This window comes from Streptomyces sp. NPDC092045 (assembly GCF_044756005.1).
Lineage (GTDB): Bacteria > Actinomycetota > Actinomycetes > Streptomycetales > Streptomycetaceae > Streptomyces.
On sequence record NZ_JBIVSC010000008.1, the window covers coordinates 20,984 to 40,157 of the forward strand.

Genomic DNA, 19,174 nt, shown 5'->3' on the forward strand with positions numbered 1-19,174 from the left:
CCCGCTACGTGCCGCCCGGCCCCGGTTCCGCCGCCGGCCCGGCCTCCGGTTCCGTTTCCTCCTCCGGGCCCCGGCCCGTCAGGGCCGCCAGGGAGTCGCGGATGTGCTCCATGTGGGAGTGGATCTCGTCCCGGGCCTCCTCGTGCTCCCGCAGGACCCGTTCCGTCGCGCGCTCGGCCCGTTCGGCCTTCAGACGGGCGGCGGCGAGGAGTTCCTCCGCCCGCGCGTCCGCGTCCTCCTGGCCGTGCCGGGCCTGCTCCCCGGTCTCCGCCAGGGCGCGGCGGGCCTCCGCGAGACGGGCCTCAGCCTCCCCGATCGACTCGTCGTGGCGCGCGTCGAGTTCGGACGTCCGCGCCTGCTCCTCGCGCTCGGTCTCCTCCCGCACCGCCTTCTGCCCGGCGGCCAGCTCCGCCAGGAGCTCCGCCGCGCGCCGCTCGGTCTCCTCGAAGGCCTCCCGGGCCGCCGACCGCAGCTCCGCCGCCTCGCGCTCCGCCTCCGCCGTCAGCTCCCCGGCCCGCTCCCGGGCCGCCTCCAGGGCGGCGCGGGCCGCCGCCTCCGCCGCCGCGCGGACGCCCTCCGCGTACGCCCGCGCCGACTCCGCCGCCTCCCGGCCCGCCGCGCCGGCCTCCTCGGCGAGGGCCTGCGCGTCGGCCTCGGCGGCGCGGACGAGCGCCTCGTCCTCCGCCTCGGCGAACTCCAGGATCTTCCGCGCCCGCTCGCCCAGCGACTCGTACCGCTGCGGCGGCAGCGTCCCGACGAGCTCGCGGAGCCCCGCGAGCTCCGTCTCCCGCTCCGCCACCAGGGCGGTGAGCAGCACGGCCCGTTCCCGGGCGTCGTCGCGCTCGGCGGAGAGCCCGGCGAGGAAGCGGTCGACCTGCTCGGGGCGGTAGCTCCGTCCCCGCCCGACAGCGAAACCCATCCCTGACGTCCCTTCCCTCTGGCCCGAACTTCCAGGATGCTCCATCAGAACGGACAAAAGGCGCCCAACGTGTACACACGTCGAGCGCCTTTCGTCACATTCCGTCCGGCCGTGGACCGGGAAGGATCAGAGCAGGCCGTCCCACATCTGCTCCAGGAGCACCGACCACCAGTTCTCCGGCGACGCCAGCGCCGCCGGGTCCAGCATCGCCAGCTGCGCCTGGAAGTCCACCGTCCAGCGGCCCGCCTGCTCCGGGTTCAGCCCGAACCGCAGCCGCCACATCCGGCCGAGCAGCGCCATCGAGCGCGTGAACTCCGGCAGCCCGGTGTTCACGAACTGCGGCGGCACCGGCTGCCCGCCCGGACCGGCCTCCACCGGCACCGCCACGATGTGCGCGGTCCCGTACTGGACGCACAGCGCCCGCCCGAAGTCCGAGCCGACCACCAGGTACGAGCTCGCGTCCGGCGCCGCCTGCACCTGCCGCTGCGCCGCCAGCTCCGCCAGCGTCGGCACCACCGGCACCGCGGGCTGCGCCCAGAAGAACGGACCGAAGTCCGCCGGCAGCCCCGCCCACACCAGCGTGCGCGCCACCAGCTCCGGCACGCCCTGCCGCGACACCGCCCGCTGGTCGAAGCGGAGGATGCCCGGACCGAACGCCCCGGCCAGCTCCTGCGCGATCGCCTCCGGCGGGACCGGCGGCGCCGGCTGCACCGGCGGCAGCGGCGCCCGCACCGGGGCGGGCCGCGCCGGGCCGTCCGCGACCTGGTGCAACTCGCCCTGGTGGGTGATCAGTTGGCGCATGCCCTGCTGCCGGCCCGCGTGGTCGCGACCGTACGGGGCGATGCTGGTGATCCGCGCCTGCGGCCACGTCTCCCGGATCATCCGCGCGCAGTAACCGCCCGGCAGCTCGCAGGACTCCAGCTCCGTGTGCAGTTCGAGCACCTGCTGCGGCGGCACGTTCATCGCGCGCAGCTCGTGCAGGATCTGCCACTCCGGATGCGGGGTGCCCGGCGCCGAACGCCGGATGATCTGCGCCTCGGAACCGTCGGGCGCCCGGTAGCGCAGCACCGCCTGGTAGCCGGGACCGACCGTCGGCTGCCCCGGCGGCTGCTGCGGATACCCGTACGCGGGAGGTACGGGACCGGGCACGGGCGGCGGCGTGTGCCCGCCGTGCACCGGCGGCGCCGGAGCGGGCGGGGGCGGCGGACCGGCCGGACCGCCGGGCCCCGGGTGCGCCAGCATCGTCGCGGCGTGCGCGACACCGCCCGGAGGCGTGCCGGGCACGCCCGGCGGCGGCGGGGGCGGCGGAGGCACGCCCGGACCGGCCGGACCGGGCTGCGCCAGCATCGTCGCCGCGTGGTGCACGGGCTGCGGCGGCGTCACCGGCCCCGGCGGGGCGGGCGGCGGACCGGGCGGACCCGGCTGCGCGGGCGGCGGGGGCCCGTCGGGCCCGAGCTGCGACACCAGCTGCGTCGGGATGTACGCGTTGCCGCCCGACGACGCGCCCGGCGTGCCCGGGACGCCCGGCGGGGGCGGCGGACCGGCCGGACCGCGACCGCCCTTCGGCGGCGCCGTGGCCTTGCTCGTCGTGGCGTCCGCGATGTCCCCGGCGCCCGAGGGGCCGGGCGGCGGAAGCGGCGGGGCGGCCGGACCGGGCGGGGTCGCCGGGCCGGCGCCCGGCGGGGGCGGCGCGGCCGGGTCGAGCCGGGGCGCCACGGCGGTCGGGGGCAGCGCGCTGCCGCCCTTCATCAGGGCGGTCGGCGCGTCGGCGCCCACCACCGGCGGCGGGGCGTCCTCGTCGTCCGTCCCCGTCAGCGGCGGCGCGAAGACGGTGGCGGGCAGCGGCACCGCCCCGTCCGCACCGCCGGAGCTCGCGTTCGCGTCCACCCACGGGCTGCCCGCGGGCGCGGGGGCCGGCGGTGCCGCCGGGACCACGGGCGCGGACGCCGGAACGCCGTCCATCGCGGTCGGCTCGTGGGCGTCGTCGGAAGCGGCGCCGGACGCGGGAGTTCCGGGCGCAGGAGTCCCGGACGCGGGGGTCCCGGACGCGGGGGTCCCGGGCGCGGGAGTCCCCGACGCGGGGGCCCCGGAACCGGAAGCCGTGGACGTCCCGGGCGCCGGGGAGGCCGCCGACGGGGAGTCCGCCGGGGACGAGGCACCGGCCGACGACTCCGAGGACACGGAAGAAGAGGGAGAGGAAGGAGAGGAGGACGACGCCGGGGAGGCGAAGGAGCCCGAGGACCCGGAAGAGGACGAGGACGCCGAGGACGCCGAGGAGGACGGCACCGGACCCGTCCCGCCCGCCCCGCCCACCACGTCCGACGCGTCGTCCACCGGACCCGCCGCGCTCGCGCTCTCCTGCGAGGCGTGCGACTCCTCCCTCGGCAGCCCGGCCTTGTCCGCCGCGTCCTGCAACCACTCCGGCGGAGTCAGCAGGAACGACGTCTGGTTCAGATCGATCCGGGCCGCCGGCACCGCCGCCTGGGGCGGCACCTCCTCCGCGGACCCGTACTCCTCCTCGTACCGCCGGATCACCTCGCCCACCGGCAGCCCCGGCCACAGCGTCGCCTCACCGCTGTCCCGCGCGATCACGAGCCGCTGGCGCCCGCCGTCCGACGTCGGACCGCCCTCGCGGTCCTCCGCCCACACCACGAACCCCAGCTCGAACTCCCGCACCCGCACCTCGCGGTGCTGGTAGCCCGGCAGATCGCCGTTGATCCACTCCTCGGCGCGCTCCTGCGCCTGCGCGAACGTCACCACAGCCAGCTCACTCCCCCACCGGGACCACGGGCACGGCGCGCGCGAAGCCGCCGTCCACCATCAGGTTCGCCACCGTCTCCAGCTCCGGCGGATTGCCCGCCAGACGCTGGAGGAACGCGTCGAAGTCCGCGCCGCACGGCAGCAGCAACCGCTCCACCCGCTCGTTCACCGACCAGCCCGCCGCGACCTCGCCCGCGTCCCGCGCGTCGTCGTACGCGCAGAACCACACCGAACCGACCCCGCCGCCCCGCACCTTCAGGGCGATCAGACCGCCCTGCACGAACGCGACGCCCAGGTAGTCCTTCGTCAGGTGGTCGCGGAGGCACTTGTTCACGTACACCAGGTCGTTGACCCCGGCCTCCTCCCGCACCGTGAAGAACGGCTGGTCCACCAGGAGCCCCAGCTCCGCGTCGAGCGCCGCCCCCACCGGGGCGCACCCGCCCGCCGCCCTCAGGAACGAGCGGTACGCCCCCGGAAGCCGGTAGCCCAGGTCCTCCTCGACGCCCTGGAGCTGCTGCTCCGACACCGACACCCCGCCCTTCGGCAGCCCGAAGTGCGCCGGACGCGTCTCCTGGAGCGGGCGCGTGCCCCGCTTCGCGTGGTCGACGGCGGCCGTCGCCACCCCGCCGTGGTGCCGCAGCAGCGCCTTCACCTCGACCGGCACCAGCTCCATCCGGCGGCTGTGCGCCACGTGGTGCCAGGTCCAGCCGTGCGGCGTCGCCACCGCCGGGATCGTGTCCCACAGCTCGTGCCCGGTCGCGGCCATCGCCGCGTTCGCCGACACGTAGTCCGTGAGCCGCAGCTCGTCGACGCCGAAGCCCTCCGGCGGATCCGCGATCTCCGCCGCCGCGCGCGCGTACGGCGAGAAGTCCGGGTAGCCGCGCCCGTCCACCCGCACACCCCTGGGGTGCCGGGAAGCACGGACCGGATCCGGGAAGTGCACGACCTGCCCGGCGTAGGCCGCGTTCGGTGGCGCGGTGTCCTGCCCGAGCCGACCTGTCGTCATGGCGGTTGCCCCCTGCATGGCGTCGCTGACTGCTACCGACAGCCGGACCGCTGACTGCCGCCGACTGATGCCGCACAGCCTATGCGCTGCCACAAGAGGCCGAACCGGCCCGATCCGGCGGTGACCAAACGTCACGGCCCCATGACAGAGGCACCATGATTCCGACACACCGAAAGCACGTTTCGGCGCCCCAGCTTCCCCATGTGCCTCCCCATTTGGCAGGCTGTCCCCGCAACTCGGGGGGATTGCAGGAGGGGAAGACCAGCACCATGCACGCAGCAACGACGCCCACACAGGGTGACCCACGCCTCAACTGGAGCAGCAGCGCCGAGGCCGGCCGCGCCCCCTTACTGCGTCACCGCCGCGACGGAATCCTCCCCACCGTCGGGGCCGCCCTCTCCGTGCGCGGCGAGACCCTCACCGGCACCGCGGGCCGCGGCGACCGTCCGCCCGCCCTGCACCCGCTCGTCCAGGACTTCCTGGACACCCTCACCAGCGGCCAGCGGGAACGGTTCACCGGGCGGTGTCCCGAGGCGATCCTGCTCTCCCGGCACCTCGCCGCCGCCGAGGGCGGACGCTCCCGGCGCGCCCAGCGCAAGCCGCTCACCCACGGCGAGGCCCGCCGCTCCCTCAAGCACGCCAAGCTCACCGCGCGGCACATCCGCGAGGACGGCGACCCGCTGCACGGGAGCTACGCGCCGCCCTGCCGCTCCTGCACGGCGATGCTCGCCCACTTCGGCGTCCGCGCCGTCGACCCCACCACGCCTGTCGAGAACGGCTGACCGCATCTCCATGCCCGACCACAGCACCACCCGCTTCCCGGTCAACGTCGACGCCGCCCTCCGCGAGGCCGGCTGGCAGCCCGGCCGCTGGGACATCAAGCTCGCCGAGGAGTGGGCCGACGCCCTGCGCGCCCACGTCTCCCCCGCCGGCCACCGGCACAGCGTCTTCCCCGCCGTCGTCGAGGCCTGGGCGGAGTTCGGCGGCCTGCGGATCACCGCGCCCGGACACGGCCGGCAGATAGCCCCCGCCGCCGTCCGCTTCGACCCGCTCGCCGGCCTCCACCTCTCCCGCACCCTCGCGGACCTCGGCCGCGCCCTGGACACCGAACTCGCGCCGCTCGGGGAGGAGGGCGACCACCGGGCGGTCCTGGCGATGGACGCGGAGGGCCGCGTCTACAGCCTCGACCACGCGGGCGACTGGTACCTCGGCCAGGACATCGACGCGGCGCTCTCGGCCCTGGTGACGGGGGCGCAGCCGACGCGGCTGACGGCGGGGTAGGCCGTACGGGCGGGCAGCGGGCGCACGGGGCCGGAAGAGGCCGGCCCCGCCCGGCTCACACCGCCTCCACCGCCCGCTCCGCCCCGGCCTCCCGCTCCCGCACCGGCAGCACCGCCGACACCCTGAAGCCGCCCGCGTCCGTCGGACCGGACACGAACGCGCCGCCCAGCCGGGAGACCCGCTCCCGCATCCCGACGAGCCCGTTGCCCCCGCTCGGCAGACCGACGTCGGCGCCGCCCGCGTCCGAGGGGCACGGGCCGTTCTCCACCTGCATCGCGACCTCCGCCGCGCGGTGCGCCAGCCGCACCACGACCTCGGCGCCCGCCGCGTGCTTGTGGACGTTGGTCAGGGCCTCCTGCACCACGCGGTACGCCGTGCGCTCCAGCTCCGGCGGGTACGCGCGCACCTCCCCCGTCACCACGAACTCCACGACCGCCCCCGCGAGCCGCGACTGCTCGCACAGCGCCTCCAGGGCGTCCAGGCACGGCCCGTCGTCGGCGGCGGCCTCGGCGGCCGCGGCGGCGGCCCGCCCGACGGCGGCCAGCGGCACCGGCGCGGGGGCGGCGGGCACGGTGCCCTCCCTGAGCACGCCGAGCATCTCCCGCAGCTCGGTCAGCGCCTGTCGGCCCATGTCGCCGACGAGGGCGGCGTTCTTCACGGCCTTCTGCGGGTCCTTCAGGGCCACCGCCTGGAGCGCGGCGGCGTGCACGACCATCAGGGACACCCGGTGCGCGACGACGTCGTGCATCTCGCGGGCGATCCGGGTCCGTTCCTCCTGCCGGGCCCACTGGGCCCGCTGCTCGGCCCGGTCGGCGAGGAGCGACAGCTCCTGCTCCAGGCTGTCGGCCCGCTCCCGCAGGCTCTCCATGAGCCGGCGGCGGGCCCCTATGTAGAGGCCGAGGAGGAGGGGCGGCGCGTTGAGCCCGAGGGTCAGGAGGAGCGCCATGCCGGGCACGTACCAGCTGCTCGTCTCCAGCTCGGCGCGGGCGATGTCCTGCCGCAGCGAGAACACCGTCACGACGAACACGGCCGTCGTGGACATCCCGGCCAGGACGGCGGTGATCCGGCGCGGCACGTCGGAGGCGGCGAGCGTGTAGAGCCCGACGATCCCCATCAGGAAGCCCATCTCGGCGGGCGCGACGGCGATCGACACGAGGACGACGGCGATGGGCCAGCGGCGGCGCACCACGAGCACGGAGCCGACGAGCAGCCCGAACACCACCCCGAGGGGCACGGGCAGCGCGGCCCTCTCCGCGAAGTCGACGCCTTCGAGCCCGCACTCCAGCGCGGACACGACCGCGAGCCCCACGTCGAGGACGGCACTCCGCCGTCTCCCCCACCACCGGCCCCCGACGCCAGCGGCGTCCCGATCTGCCCCCGTTACGGTCATGCCCACCACCCTACGGGCGGGCCGCGACGCGGAGTCCCGCAACGGCGACCCGGCCGTCCCGTGATCCGGATCCCCGGGAGCGCGGCGCCGTACCGTCGCACGGAAGGGGCCTGGTACGGCATAGTAGGAGCCGCCGGGGCACGGGACGGACGACATGTCCGTTTAAACCCCATACACCATCCCCTGTGGTGTAATTGGCAGCACTGGGGCTTTTGGTGCCCTATGTCCGGGTTCGAGTCCTGGCGGGGGAGCTGTGCGTCGCGGGTCCCGACCTCCACGGTCGGGACCCGCGCTCATGTCCGCCCCCCGACCCCCCGGTATCCTTCGTGCGTCCACCACCCAAAGCCGAAGGGCATCCCCGTGAGCACCAATCGCCCGGCAGCCGTCGTCGTCCTCGCAGCGGGTGAGGGCACCCGCATGAAGTCGAAGACCCCCAAGGTCCTGCACGAGATCGCCGGACGCTCGCTCGTCGGGCACGTCGTGTCCGCCGCGCGGGAGCTGGAGCCCGAGCACCTCGTCGTGGTCGTCGGGCACGCCCGGGAGCAGGTGCGGGGGCACCTGGAGGAGCACTACGCGGGCACCCGCACCGCCGTCCAGGAGGAGCAGAACGGCACCGGGCACGCGGTGCGCACGGCCCTGGAGGAGCTGGGCGAGGCGCCCGGAGGGACCGTCGTGGTCGTCTGCGGCGACACCCCGCTGCTCTCCGGCGAGACCCTGCGCGCCCTGACGGACACCCACGCGGCCGACGGCAACGCCGTCACCGTGCTGAGCGCCGAGGTCCCCGACTCCACCGGTTACGGGCGGATCGTGCGGGACGCGGCGACCGGCGCCGTGACCGAGATCGTCGAGCACAAGGACGCCTCCGACGAGCAGCGCGCGATCAAGGAGATCAACTCCGGCGTCTTCGCGTTCGACGGGAAGCTGCTCGCCGAGGCCCTGGGCCGGGTGCGGACCGACAACAGCCAGGGCGAGGAGTACCTCACCGACGTGCTGTCGATCCTGCGCGAGGCCGGGCACCGGGTCGGCGCCTCCGTGGCCGCCGACCACCGCGAGATCCTCGGCATCAACAACCGGGTGCAGCTCGCCGAGGCCCGCGGCCTGCTGAACCGGCGCCTCCTGGAGCGCGCCATGCTCGCCGGCGTGACCGTCGTCGACCCCGGGTCGGTGTTCGTGGACGTGACGGTGACCTTCGAGCAGGACGCGGTGCTCCTGCCCGGCACGCAGCTCCTCGGCGCCACGCACGTCGGGGAGGACGCCGTGGTCGGCCCGAACACGCGCCTGAAGGACACCACCGTCGGCGCGGGCGCCCGGGTGGACAACACGGTGGCGGACTCGGCCGCGGTCGGCGCGGGCGCCTCCGTGGGCCCGTACGCGTACCTGCGCCCGGGCACGAACCTCGGCCCGAAGGCCAAGGCGGGCACGTACGTCGAGATGAAGAACGCGACGATCGGCGAGGGCACCAAGGTCCCCCACCTGTCGTACGTGGGCGACGCGACGATCGGCGAGTACACGAACATCGGCGCGGCGAGCGTCTTCGTGAACTACGACGGCGAGGCGAAGCACCACACCACGATCGGTTCCCACTGCAAGACCGGCTCGGACAACATGTTTGTGGCTCCCGTCACGATCGGGGACGGCGCCTACACGGCCGCCGGGTCCGTGATCACGAAGGACGTGCCGGCCGGCGCCCTGGCCGTGGCCCGGGGCCAGCAGCGGAATATCGAGGGCTGGGTGGCCCGGAAGCGGCCCGGAAGCGCCGCCGCGCAGGCCGCCCAGGGCGCCCCGGAGGGTTCCGCCGGCGAAAGCTGACCGGAAACAGGTACGCCGAACTCGGCGTACCGTGATACGTGCACACAAATTCGGCTGGTTTCGCTCACGCGCACGGGAGCGCGGATCGCGGCCAGAGAACACGTCTGAGGAGACAGTGCTGTGACCGGGATCAAGACGACCGGCGAGAAGAAGCTGATGCTCTTCTCCGGCCGCGCCCACCCCGAGCTGGCCGAGGAGGTCGCGCACCAGCTGGGCGTCGGCCTCGTTCCCACCAAGGCGTTCGACTTCGCCAACGGTGAGATCTACGTCCGCTTCCAGGAGTCGGCCCGTGGTGCGGACTGCTTCCTGATCCAGAGCCACACGGCTCCGATCAACAAGTGGATCATGGAGCAGCTGATCATGATCGATGCGCTGAAGCGGGCCTCGGCCCGCAGCATCACCGTGATCATCCCGTCGTACGGCTACGCCCGTCAGGACAAGAAGCACCGCGGCCGCGAGCCGATCTCGGCGCGTCTGGTGGCGGACCTGCTGAAGACGGCGGGCGCGCACCGGATCCTGACCGTGGACCTGCACACGGACCAGATCCAGGGCTTCTTCGACGGCCCGGTGGACCACCTGTCGGCGCTGCCGGTCCTCGCGGACTACGTGGGCGCGAAGGTCGACCGCTCCAAGCTGACGATCGTCTCCCCGGACGCGGGCCGCGTGCGGGTCGCCGACCGCTGGTGCGACCGTCTGGACGCCCCCCTCGCGATCGTGCACAAGCGGCGCGACAAGGACGTCGCCAACCAGGTCACCGTGCACGAGGTCGTCGGTGACGTGAAGGGCCGCGTCTGCGTGCTGGTGGACGACATGGTCGACACGGGCGGCACGATCTGCGCGGCGGCGGACGCCCTGTTCGCGCACGGCGCCGAGGACGTCATCGTGACGGCGACGCACGGCATCCTGTCGGGTCCGGCGGCCGACCGCCTGAAGAACTCGAAGGTCAGCGAGTTCGTGTTCACGGACACGCTGCCGGTTCCGGGCGCCCTGGAGCTGGACAAGATCACGGTGCTCTCGATCGCGCCGACGATCGCGCGCGCGGTGCGCGAGGTGTTCGAGGACGGTTCGGTGACGAGCCTCTTCGAGGAGCACTGAGCCTCCGAGCAGGAGTGGGGAGGGCCGTTTCCCGGTGGGGAGGCGGCCCTTCGCCGTGCTCCGGCTGATCCATTTGGGCGGTTCGGGGGCGGCGGGTAGACTGCCGAAGTTGCTCGGCGAGGGAGGCCGTGCCCGTTGAGGGTCACGGCGGTCCGTTATCGACGCGCTCTTCGTAGCAGGCCATCGCCAGTCGTGGCCGGGTGACCACGTCTTCCGTCACCTTCTACGAGGAGTGCACCATGTCCGAGGTCAAGATCGCCGCCTCCGTCCGTTCGGAGTTCGGCAAGGGCGCCGCCCGCAAGATCCGCCGCGCCAACCAGGTCCCCGTCGTCCTCTACGGCCACGGCACGGACCCGGTCCACCTGACCCTCCCGGGCCACGAGCTGCTGCTCGCCCTGCGCACGCCGAACGTCCTGCTCTCCCTCGACATCGAGGGCAAGGGCCAGGAGCTGGCGATCCCGAAGGCCGTGCAGCGCGACCCGCTGAAGGGCTTCCTGGAGCACGTCGACCTGATCCTCGTGAAGCGCGGCGAGAAGGTCACCGTCGAGGTTCCGGTCCAGGCCGAGGGCGAGCTGGCCGCCGGTGGCAACCTGCTGGAGCACGTGCTGAACACCCTCTCCGTCGAGGCCGAGGCCACCCACCTGCCCGAGTCCTTCTCGGTCTCCGTCGAGGGCCTGGAGGCCGGCGCCTCCGTCCTCGCCAAGGACATCGAGCTCCCCAAGGGCACCACCCTGGTGACCGACGCCGACGCCGTCGTCCTCCAGGTCCTGGCCGCCCAGGCCGAGGAGCCGGCCGCCGAGGGCGACGAGGCCGCCGAGGGCGAGGCCGTCGAGGCCGCCGCCGAGGGCGACGAGGCCTGAGCCGTAGGCTCTGCCTGATGTGACGGGGTGACCGGGCCGCACGGCCCGTCACCCCGTTTCCCTTGTACGGGTACGGACACGACGGCCCACGGACACGAGGAGACCTGACGCACATGACGGACGACGCCGACGCCCCCTGGCTGATCGTCGGCCTCGGCAACCCGGGGCCCGAGTACGCGGCGAACCGCCACAACATCGGCTTCATGGTTGTGGACCTGCTCGCGGAGCGGATCCGCGGCTCGTTCAAGCGGGCCCAGAAGACGCAGGCGCAGGTGGTGGAGGGCCGGATGGGCCCGCCCGGACCTTCGAGCCGCCGGGTGGTCCTGGCGAAGCCGATGTCGTACATGAACCTGTCGGGCGGCCCGGTGACGGCGCTGCGCGACTTCTACAAGGTGCCGACGGCGCACGTGGTGGCGGTCCACGACGAACTGGACGTCGACTACGGGGTGTTGCGGCTGAAGCTGGGCGGCGGCGACAACGGGCACAACGGCCTGAAGTCGATGACGAAGGCGATGGGCGCCGACTACCACCGGGTGCGGTGCGGGATCGGGCGCCCGCCGGGCCGGATGCAGGTCGCGGACTTCGTCCTGAAGGACTTCTCGTCGGCGGAGCGCAAGGATCTGGACTGGTTCGTGGACCGGGCGGCGGACGCGGTGGAGTGCCTGGTGGCCGAGGGCCTGGAGCGGGCCCAGTCCGCGTACAACTCCTGAGTCCGGTCATACGGGCGTACGGCCATACGGACGTACGACTGTACGATCGCGGGTCATGACGCACGTCCGTAACGCCGCCCTGGCCCTGGTCGCCCTGCTCCTCGTCGTCGCGGGCGTCTGGGCCTCGTGGGCCTCGGCCCAGCACGTGCTGCTGGGCAAGGGGCGCGAGCACGGCACCCTGACCGTGACGTCCTGCGGCGAGGAGACGTGCGGCGGGCGCTACGTTCCCGGGGAGCCCGGTGCGGCGCGCCGCTCGCTGACGATAGGGCGTTCGGTGGCGGCGGAGCCGGGCGTGACGATCCCGGTGGTGGTGAAGCCGGGCACGGACGAGGCCGTGCGGGCGGGCTGGGGCGGCGGGCTGCACGCCTGGCTGCCGCTGGGCGGCGCGCTGCTGCTCGCGGCGCCGCTGGTCGGCTGGCTGCGGCTGCCCCGGGCGGCGTGGTCGCTCGCGGGGCTCGGCGGGGCGCTGCTGGTGGCGGCGTTCTTCGCGCTCTGAGCCGCACGTCTTCGTACTCCGAGCCGCACGTCCTCGCACTCCGGCCCGCACGTCTTCGTACCCCGAGCCGCACGCCCTCGTGCTCCGGTCCGTACGTCCGGCTCCGCGCGCACGGGGAAGCCCCCGTCGGGAGAGGTCCCGGCGGGGGCTTCGTCGTGTCGGTTCGGGGGTCAGCCGGTGTTGCGCAGGCCCGCCGCCACGCCGTTGACGGTGAGGAGCAGGGCCCGGGCGAGGAGCGGGTCCGGCTCCTCGTCGCGCTCGACGGCCGCGCGCTGGCGGGCGAGGAGGGCGACCTGGAGGTAGGAGATCGGGTCCAGGTAGGCGTCGCGGATGGCGAAGGTCTGCTGGAGGACCGGGTTGGAGTCGAGGAGCTTCTCGCCGCCGGTGACCTTGAGGACCTCGGAGACGGTCAGCTCGTGCTCGGCCCGGATGGCCTCGAAGACGTGCTTGAGGTCGTCGGGCACGAGGGTGTCGACGTAGTGGCGGGCGATGCGCAGGTCCGTCTTCGCGAGCGTCATCTCCACGTTGGAGAGGAAGTTGCGGAAGAAGTGCCAGTGCTCGTACATCTCGGCGAGGACGGGGGCGCCCTCCTGCTGCGAGGCCGCCTCGCGCAGGGCCTTGAGGCCGGAGCCGACGCCGAACCAGCCGGGGACGATCTGGCGGGACTGGGTCCAGCCGAAGACCCACGGGATGGCGCGCAGTCCGTCGAGGGAGACGCCGGAGCCGGGGCGGCGCGAGGGCCGCGAGCCCAGGTGCAGGTCGGCGAGCTGGTCGACGGGGGTGGAGGCGAGGAAGTACGCCGGCAGGCCGGGGTCCTCGACGAGCTTGCGGTAGGCGGTGTGGGCGGCGTCGGAGACGGTGTCCATGGCCGCGTCCCAGCGGGCGAGGGCCTCGTCGGACTGGCGCGGCGCGGTGTGCAGGGCGGAGGCCTGGAGGGTGGCGGCGACGGTCAGTTCGAGGTTCTCCCGCGCCAGGGACGGGATGAGGTACTTGTCGGAGATGACCTCGCCCTGCTCGGTCACCTTGATCTCGCCCTCCAGGGTGCCCCAGGGCTGGGCGAGGATCGCGTCGTGCGAGGGGCCGCCGCCGCGGCCGACGGTGCCGCCGCGGCCGTGGAAGAGGCGCAGGCGGACGCCGTAGCGGTGGGCGACGTCGCGCAGGCGCCGCTGGGCGCGGTGGATCTCCCACTGGGAGGTGGTGATGCCGCCGAACTTGGAGGAGTCGGAGTAGCCGAGCATGACCTCCTGGACGTCGCCGCGGAGCGAGACGAGGCGCCGGTAGGAGGGGTCGGCCAGCATGTCGTTGAGGATGACGTCGGCGGCCTTGAGCTCGTCGGTGGTCTCCAGGAGCGGCACGATGCCGATCTTGGCCCAGCCGGCGTGCAGGTCGACGAGGCCGGCCTCGCGGGCGAGGACGGCGGCGGCGAAGACGTCGTCGGCGCCCTGGCACATCGAGATGATGTATGACTCGATGACCTCGGGGCCGAAGCGCTCGAAGGCGTCCTTGATCGTGTGGAAGACGCCGAGGGTCTTCTGTCCGGCGGCGTCGAGCGGGGCCGGGGTGGGGGCGAGCGGGCGGCGCGAGCGCAGCTCCTTGGCGAGCAGCTTCTGCCGGTAGTCGCGGGGCATGTCCGCGTACCGCCAGGACTCCTCGCCGAGGCGGTCGAAGAGCTGGCCGAGGGCGTGGTGGTGGGCCTCGGCGTGCTCGCGGACGTCCATGGTGGCGAGCTGGAGGCCGAAGGCGGAGAGGGTGCGGATGACCCGGTCCATGCGCCCGTCGGCGAAGAGGGCGCCGCGGTGCTCGCGCAGCGAGGTCTGGATGAGGGCGAGGTCGTCGATCAGCTCGGCGGTGCCGAGGTAGTCGCGGCCCTCCTGGTGGGCGGTGCCGGTGGCGAGGCGCTCGCGGGTGTTGACGAGCTTCTGCCGGACGCAGGTGGCCTTGAGGCGGTACGGCTCCTCGGCGTTGAGGCGCTTGTAGCGGGGGCTGATCTCGGGGAGGAGCTCCAGGTCGCGCCCGAGGGACTCCAGGAGCTCCGGGGTGGCTCCGGTGTAGCGGATGGAGTTGGAGAGCAGTCCGCGCAGGAAGTCGACCAGTTCGAGGGCGTCGGTGATGCCGTGCTCGTGCTGGAGGATCAGGATGTCGCGGGTGACCTGGGGGGTGACGTTGGGGTTGCCGTCGCGGTCGCCGCCGATCCAGGTGCCGAAGGTGAGCGGGCGGGTGCCGGCGGGCAGCTCGATGCCGGCGCGCTCCAGCTCGGCGGCGAGGTCCTCCAGGACGTCGCCGACGGCGCCGGCGTGCAGCTCGTCGAGGTAGTAGATGGCGTTGCGGGCCTCGTCGGCGGGCTCGGGGCGGACCACCCGGAGCTCGTCGGTCTGCCAGATGAGGTCGATGTTCTCGGCCAGGCGCAGGTCGGTGCGGCGCCGGTCGGCCTGGGCGATCGGCGTCTCCAGGAGGGCGGCGATCCGGCGCAGCTTGTTGAGGACGGAACGGCGGGCGGCCTCGGTGGGGTGCGCGGTGAAGACGGGGCGCACGTTGAGGTTCTTGACGGTCTCGCGGACGTGCTCGGGGTCGCCGTCCTTGAGCATGTCGACGGTGCGGGCGAGGAGGCCGCCCTCGGCGGCGCGCTTCTCGCGGAGCTCGCGGCCGCGGTGGACCTGCTCGGTGACGTTCGCGAGGTGGAAGTAGGTGGAGAAGGCGCGCACGAGCTTGGCGGCCGTTTCGAGTTCGACGCCGCGGAGCAGCTCGGCGGCGGCCTCGCCGTCCTCGCGGGTGAGGCCGCGGACGCGCTCGACGAGGTCGAGGAGTTCGTGGCCCTCCTGCCGGACGAGGGTCTCGCCCAGGAGGTCGCCCAGTCGGCGGATGTCGGCGCGCAGCTCGGCGCTGGCGGTGGGGGTCTGGTCGGCACTGCTCACAGGTGCGGCTCCTTGCAGTGTTTGAGCACGTCTGGAGGTGTTCTGGAGGCTTGCGGACCGCGCTGTCCGACGCACCAAGGATAGGTGGCCGTCCCTCCGGTGGCGGCCGGGCCCCTCTCGTGCCCTCTTGCCGCGCGCCACGACGCTGCCATACTTACGACACCGTAGGTTACGGAGCCGTAGCCACGGGCGTGTTCACGTGCGCGTTTCCGCGCGCGTCACCCCTTCTGCCCTCACCCCCCAGGGAGACCCATGACCATGAGCCCCGAGATGACCTCGGCGCCCCAGGCACCGGACGATCCGGACGGCGCCGGGGCCCTGCCCTTCGCCACGCTGGGCGGCGACAGGAAGGGGACGGTGGAGCAGCTCGCCCTGACGCTGTTCATCGTGGTGCCCTTCCTGGCGGTCCTCGCGGCGGTGCCGCTGGCGTGGGGCCGGGGGGTGAGCTGGCTGGACCTCGGTCTGCTGGTGGCGATGTACTTCATCGGGTGCCACGGGATCACGATCGGTTTCCACCGGTACTTCACGCACGGCTCGTTCAAGGCGAAGCGGCCGCTGCGGATCGCGCTGGCGATCATGGGGTCGCTGGCGGTGGAGGGCCCGCTGGTGCGCTGGGTGGCGGACCACCGCAAGCACCACAAGTTCTCGGACGCGGAGGGCGACCCGCACTCGCCGTGGCGGTTCGGCGAGACGGTCCCGGCGCTGATGAAGGGCCTGTGGTGGGCGCACATCGGCTGGATGTTCGACGAGGAGCGGACGCCGCAGCACAAGTACGCCCCCGATCTGATCAGGGATCCGGCGCTCCGGGCGATCTCGCGCCAGTTCGTGCTGTGGACGGTCGTGTCGCTGGCGATCCCGCCGTTGGTGGGCGGTCTGGTGACGTGGTCGTGGTGGGGCGCGTTCACGGCGTTCCTCTGGGGCTCGCTGGTGCGGGTGGCGCTGCTGCACCACGTGACGTGGTCGATCAACTCGATCTGCCACGCGGTGGGCAAGCGTCCGTTCAAGTCGCGCGACCGCTCGGGCAACGTGTGGTGGCTGGCGGTGCTCTCCTGCGGCGAGTCGTGGCACAACCTGCACCACGCGGACCCGACGTCGGCGCGGCACGGGGTGCTGCGCGGGCAGATCGACTCCAGCGCGCGGCTGATCCGCTGGTTCGAGAGGGCGGGCTGGGCGTACGACGTGCGCTGGCCGGCGAAGTCCCGCATCGAAGCCCGCCGCCAGAGCGTGTCCGCAGACGCGGCATGATGGAAGACGTGGCGATCGAGGGCAGGACCGGCGGCAGTGGCGGCAGCGGCGGAGAGCAGAAGCCCCGGCGCGGGCGCCGGGTGCGGATGACGGGCGCGGAGCGCCGGGAGCAGCTGCTCGACATCGGCCGCACGCTGTTCGCCGCGAAGGGCTTCGAGGGCACGTCGGTGGAGGAGATCGCGGCGAAGGCCGGGGTCTCCAAGCCGGTGGTGTACGAGCACTTCGGGGGCAAGGAGGGGCTGTACGCGGTCGTGGTGGACCGGGAGATGCGCCAGCTCCTGGACGGGGTGACGGGGGCGCTGACGGCGGGGCATCCGCGGGAGCTCCTGGAGCAGGCGGCGTTCGCGCTGCTCGACTACATCGAGAACTACACGGACGGCTTCCGGATCCTCGTGCGGGATTCGCCGGTGGCGCAGTCGACGGGCACGTTCGCGTCGCTGATCAGCGACATCGCCACGCAGGTGGAGGACATCCTGGGCCTGGAGTTCAAGGCGCGGGGGTTCGACCCGAAGCTGGCGCCGCTGTACGCGCAGGCGCTGGTGGGAAGCGTGGCCCTGACGGGGCAGTGGTGGCTGGACGTGCGCCGTCCGAGGAAGGCGGAGGTCGCCGCGCACCTGGTGAACCTGGCGTGGCACGGCCTGGACGGCCTTGAGCAGAAGCCGCGGCTGATAGGCCACCGGAAGAGCTGACCGGGAGGGGCCGGCGGGGCCCGGGGCCGCGGGGGCGGGAAGGCCCCGGCCCGGCGATCGGGGGGCGCGGGAAGGTCCGGGCCCGGCGATCGGGGAGCGCGGGAAGGTCCGGGCCCGGCAATCGGGAGGGCCACTGATTGCCGGTCATATTCATTGATGACTTGTCGTACCGGCGGGATATGCTCCTGCCGCAACCGGGAAGGTGCTCGCCTCCCGTACGCGTCTTCCGCGTGCGGGCGTGCCGCTGAGCCCCGCGCCCGGTCCTCTGTCATCTGATCCCTGGGGGGGATCTCTTGCGTCCTGTGTACTCCACGCGTGCGCGCCTCGCGGCCTGCACCGCTCTCGTCCTCTCCGCGGGCATGCTGCTCGCGACCCCGGCGTCGGCCGACGGGCCCGCGCCCCGTCCGGTCGCCGAGAAGCCGGCACCCGACTTCACCCCGCCGACCCTGAAGCGGCAGACGTCCGGCGCGGACCGCGCGGGCACCGCGACCGCCGGTGTCGGCGCCTCTCCGCAGCTGTCGGACTTCGACGGCGACGGGGCGGGCGACCTGATCTTCCGCTCCTGGAACGGGAACCTCTACACCGCCACGGCCGCGGGCACCGGCGGGCTCTTCCTCGGGGAGGCCTCCGAGCCCGTCAAGGACGTCGTCCCGATCGGCAACCAGGACGGGGACGTCAGCGGCCCCGAGGTCCTGACGCTCTCGGCGCGGGGCACCCTGACCCTGTACGCGGACGCCACTCCCACCTACGCCTCGTACACCTGGGAGGGCGGCGGCTGGAACATCTACAACAAGGTCCTCGCGCCGGGCGACGTGAACGACGACGGCCGCGCCGACCTGCTCGCCCGCGACCACGCCGGCAACCTGTACCTGTACTACGCCACCGGCAACCGCTACGCGCCGTTCTCCTCGCGCGTGAAGATCGGCGCCGGCTGGAACATCTACGACCAGGTCCTCGGCATCGGCGACAACAACGGCGACGGCTGGGCCGACGTGATCGCCCGCGACCCCGCCGGAACCCTGTGGTTCTACGCCGGCAAGGGCGACAAGGCGTCGCCGTTCGCCACCCGCAAGGCCCTCGGCGGCGGCTGGGACATCTACAACCAGATCTTCCCGGTCGGCGACGACAACGGAGACGGCAACGGCGAGATGATCGCCCGCGACCTCCAGGGCAACTTCTGGTACTACACCGGCCGGGGCAACGGCACCTTCTCGGCCCGCCAGAAGATCGGCTCCAACTGGCAGGGCATCCCGCAGTTCGGCGGCGCGGGCAACATCCCCGTGACCGGCGACAAGGACGGCCTGATGGCCCGGGACAAGTCCGGCACGATGTTCTGGTACGGCCCCACCAACACCGGCCGGCTCGGCGACCGCGCCCAGTACGGCGACAAGGGCGGCTGGGCGGGCGCCAACTTCACGTACCTGTCCACGCTGAACCATGACGGCTCGTCGGACATCGCGGAGCTCTTCCAGGGCAACCTCTACGTCGAGGGCGAATACATCGGCGGCGGCTGGGGCGTGTACAACGCGCTCGTGGGCCCGGGCGACCTGTCGGGCGACGGCAACGGCGACCTGCTGGCCCGGGACAAGTCCGGCGTCCTCTACCTGTACCGGGGCAACGGCTGGGGCACCGGCTTCGCGTCGCGGATCAACCTCGGCGGCGGCTGGAACGCGTACAACAAGATCGTCGGTGCGGGCGACTACACCGGCGACGGCCGCGCGGACGTCGTGGCCCGCACCTCGGGCGGCGACCTGTACCTGTACGCGGGCACCGGAAGCGCCACGGCCCCGTTCAAGGGCCGGGTGAAGATCGGCTCCGGCTGGCACATCTACAGCGGGATCGTCGCCCCCGGCGACCTGAACGCCGACGGCAAGGGCGACCTCCTGGGCGTGGCCGCCAACGGAGAGCTGTTCTCCTACCTGAACACCGCGCCGAACAAGTTCTCGCAGCGCGCCGGGATCGGCACCGGCTTCGGGATCTACAACTCGATGTCGTGACCGGC

15 protein-coding genes and 1 tRNA gene are annotated in these 19,174 nt (G+C 73.4%); 11 read left to right on the forward strand and 5 right to left on the reverse strand.

The window, feature by feature from the left end; genetic code table 11:
- Positions 1–4: 4 nt before the first annotated feature.
- The 3 genes from ACIQKA_RS20410 to ACIQKA_RS20420 all read right to left on the reverse strand — a co-directional run bounded on the left by ACIQKA_RS20410 (position 5) and on the right by ACIQKA_RS20420 (position 4,685).
- Positions 5–919, reverse strand: coding sequence for a cellulose-binding protein (locus ACIQKA_RS20410; RefSeq protein WP_391096711.1), 915 nt, complete (start codon positions 917–919; stop codon positions 5–7).
- A gap of 126 nt (positions 920–1,045) precedes the next feature.
- Complete coding sequence (locus ACIQKA_RS20415; protein ID WP_402541845.1) at positions 1,046–3,679, reverse strand: SUKH-4 family immunity protein; 2,634 nt, start codon at positions 3,677–3,679, stop codon at positions 1,046–1,048.
- Between the two features lie 7 nt (positions 3,680–3,686).
- Positions 3,687–4,685: an SMI1/KNR4 family protein gene (locus ACIQKA_RS20420; RefSeq protein WP_366377068.1), complete on the reverse strand. Its 999-nt coding sequence runs from the start codon at positions 4,683–4,685 to the stop codon at positions 3,687–3,689.
- Between the two features lie 269 nt (positions 4,686–4,954).
- Here ACIQKA_RS20420 and ACIQKA_RS20425 point away from each other — a divergent pair, with 269 nt between their 5' ends.
- Both ACIQKA_RS20425 and ACIQKA_RS20430 read left to right on the forward strand, forming a co-directional pair.
- Positions 4,955–5,467 carry a YwqJ-related putative deaminase gene (locus ACIQKA_RS20425; protein ID WP_383152387.1) on the forward strand — a complete coding sequence of 171 codons (513 nt, stop codon included), beginning with the start codon at positions 4,955–4,957 and terminating at the stop codon, positions 5,465–5,467.
- A gap of 10 nt (positions 5,468–5,477) precedes the next feature.
- Positions 5,478–5,966 (forward strand): SUKH-3 domain-containing protein, encoded by a 489-nt coding sequence (locus ACIQKA_RS20430; protein ID WP_383152388.1) that lies wholly within the window; start codon positions 5,478–5,480, stop codon positions 5,964–5,966.
- A 55-nt stretch (positions 5,967–6,021) separates the two neighbouring features.
- Here the strand turns inward: ACIQKA_RS20430 and ACIQKA_RS20435 are convergent, their stop codons facing one another.
- Positions 6,022–7,356: a sensor histidine kinase gene (locus tag ACIQKA_RS20435; RefSeq protein WP_383152389.1), complete on the reverse strand. Its 1,335-nt coding sequence runs from the start codon at positions 7,354–7,356 to the stop codon at positions 6,022–6,024.
- A gap of 179 nt (positions 7,357–7,535) precedes the next feature.
- Here ACIQKA_RS20435 and ACIQKA_RS20440 point away from each other — a divergent pair.
- The 6 genes from ACIQKA_RS20440 (at position 7,536) to ACIQKA_RS20465 (ending at position 12,326) form a co-directional block, all read left to right on the forward strand.
- A tRNA-Gln gene (locus ACIQKA_RS20440) sits at positions 7,536–7,607 on the forward strand.
- Positions 7,608–7,716: 109 nt separating this feature from the next.
- On the forward strand, positions 7,717–9,165 hold the full coding sequence (gene glmU, locus ACIQKA_RS20445) for a bifunctional UDP-N-acetylglucosamine diphosphorylase/glucosamine-1-phosphate N-acetyltransferase GlmU (RefSeq protein WP_402541849.1): 1,449 nt from the start codon (positions 7,717–7,719) through the stop codon (positions 9,163–9,165).
- Positions 9,166–9,285: 120 nt separating this feature from the next.
- Positions 9,286–10,260, forward strand: a complete 975-nt coding sequence (locus ACIQKA_RS20450; RefSeq protein ID WP_030216703.1) for a ribose-phosphate diphosphokinase — start codon at positions 9,286–9,288, stop codon at positions 10,258–10,260.
- A gap of 239 nt (positions 10,261–10,499) precedes the next feature.
- Entirely contained in the window at positions 10,500–11,120 is a 621-nt protein-coding gene (locus ACIQKA_RS20455) for a 50S ribosomal protein L25/general stress protein Ctc (protein ID WP_383433068.1), read from the forward strand.
- Positions 11,121–11,233: 113 nt separating this feature from the next.
- On the forward strand, positions 11,234–11,830 hold the full coding sequence (gene pth, locus ACIQKA_RS20460; RefSeq protein ID WP_383152391.1) for an aminoacyl-tRNA hydrolase: 597 nt from the start codon (positions 11,234–11,236) through the stop codon (positions 11,828–11,830).
- Positions 11,831–11,885: 55 nt separating this feature from the next.
- Positions 11,886–12,326 carry a hypothetical protein gene (locus ACIQKA_RS20465; protein ID WP_383152392.1) on the forward strand — a complete coding sequence of 147 codons (441 nt, stop codon included), beginning with the start codon at positions 11,886–11,888 and terminating at the stop codon, positions 12,324–12,326.
- 170 nt (positions 12,327–12,496) lie between these two features.
- Here ACIQKA_RS20465 and ppc read toward each other — a convergent pair whose 3' ends face one another.
- A complete protein-coding gene (gene ppc, locus ACIQKA_RS20470) occupies positions 12,497–15,238 on the reverse strand; it encodes a phosphoenolpyruvate carboxylase (protein ID WP_383152393.1) in 2,742 nt (913 codons plus the stop codon).
- Positions 15,239–15,490: 252 nt separating this feature from the next.
- On the opposite strand from ppc, the gene ACIQKA_RS20475 reads away from it, so the two are divergent.
- The 3 genes from ACIQKA_RS20475 to ACIQKA_RS20485 all read left to right on the forward strand — a co-directional run bounded on the left by ACIQKA_RS20475 (position 15,491) and on the right by ACIQKA_RS20485 (position 19,169).
- Positions 15,491–16,483, forward strand: a complete 993-nt coding sequence (locus tag ACIQKA_RS20475) for an acyl-CoA desaturase (protein WP_383433052.1) — start codon at positions 15,491–15,493, stop codon at positions 16,481–16,483.
- On the forward strand, positions 16,483–17,172 hold the full coding sequence (locus ACIQKA_RS20480; RefSeq protein WP_383152407.1) for a TetR/AcrR family transcriptional regulator: 690 nt from the start codon (positions 16,483–16,485) through the stop codon (positions 17,170–17,172). The genes ACIQKA_RS20475 and ACIQKA_RS20480 overlap by 1 nt, the downstream gene beginning before the upstream one ends.
- Before the next feature lie 302 nt (positions 17,173–17,474).
- The gene (locus ACIQKA_RS20485; RefSeq protein WP_391095834.1) at positions 17,475–19,169 is read left to right on the forward strand and encodes an FG-GAP-like repeat-containing protein; all 1,695 of its coding nucleotides are present in this window, start codon (positions 17,475–17,477) and stop codon (positions 19,167–19,169) included.
- Positions 19,170–19,174: the final 5 nt, after the last annotated feature.

Coding starts and splice junctions, on each gene's coding strand:
- ACIQKA_RS20455 (WP_383433068.1), top strand. CDS start 10,500: ATGTCCGAGGTCAAGATCGCCGCCTCCGTCCGTTCGGAGTTCGGCAAG.
- ACIQKA_RS20465 (WP_383152392.1), top strand. CDS start 11,886: ATGACGCACGTCCGTAACGCCGCCCTGGCCCTGGTCGCCCTGCTCCTC.
- ACIQKA_RS20475 (WP_383433052.1), top strand. CDS start 15,491: ATGACCATGAGCCCCGAGATGACCTCGGCGCCCCAGGCACCGGACGAT.
- ACIQKA_RS20480 (WP_383152407.1), top strand. CDS start 16,483: ATGGAAGACGTGGCGATCGAGGGCAGGACCGGCGGCAGTGGCGGCAGC.
- ACIQKA_RS20435 (WP_383152389.1), bottom strand. CDS start 7,356: ATGACCGTAACGGGGGCAGATCGGGACGCCGCTGGCGTCGGGGGCCGG.
- ACIQKA_RS20430 (WP_383152388.1), top strand. CDS start 5,478: ATGCCCGACCACAGCACCACCCGCTTCCCGGTCAACGTCGACGCCGCC.
- pth (WP_383152391.1), top strand. CDS start 11,234: ATGACGGACGACGCCGACGCCCCCTGGCTGATCGTCGGCCTCGGCAAC.
- ACIQKA_RS20425 (WP_383152387.1), top strand. CDS start 4,955: ATGCACGCAGCAACGACGCCCACACAGGGTGACCCACGCCTCAACTGG.
- ACIQKA_RS20410 (WP_391096711.1), bottom strand. CDS start 919: ATGGGTTTCGCTGTCGGGCGGGGACGGAGCTACCGCCCCGAGCAGGTC.
- ACIQKA_RS20420 (WP_366377068.1), bottom strand. CDS start 4,685: ATGACGACAGGTCGGCTCGGGCAGGACACCGCGCCACCGAACGCGGCC.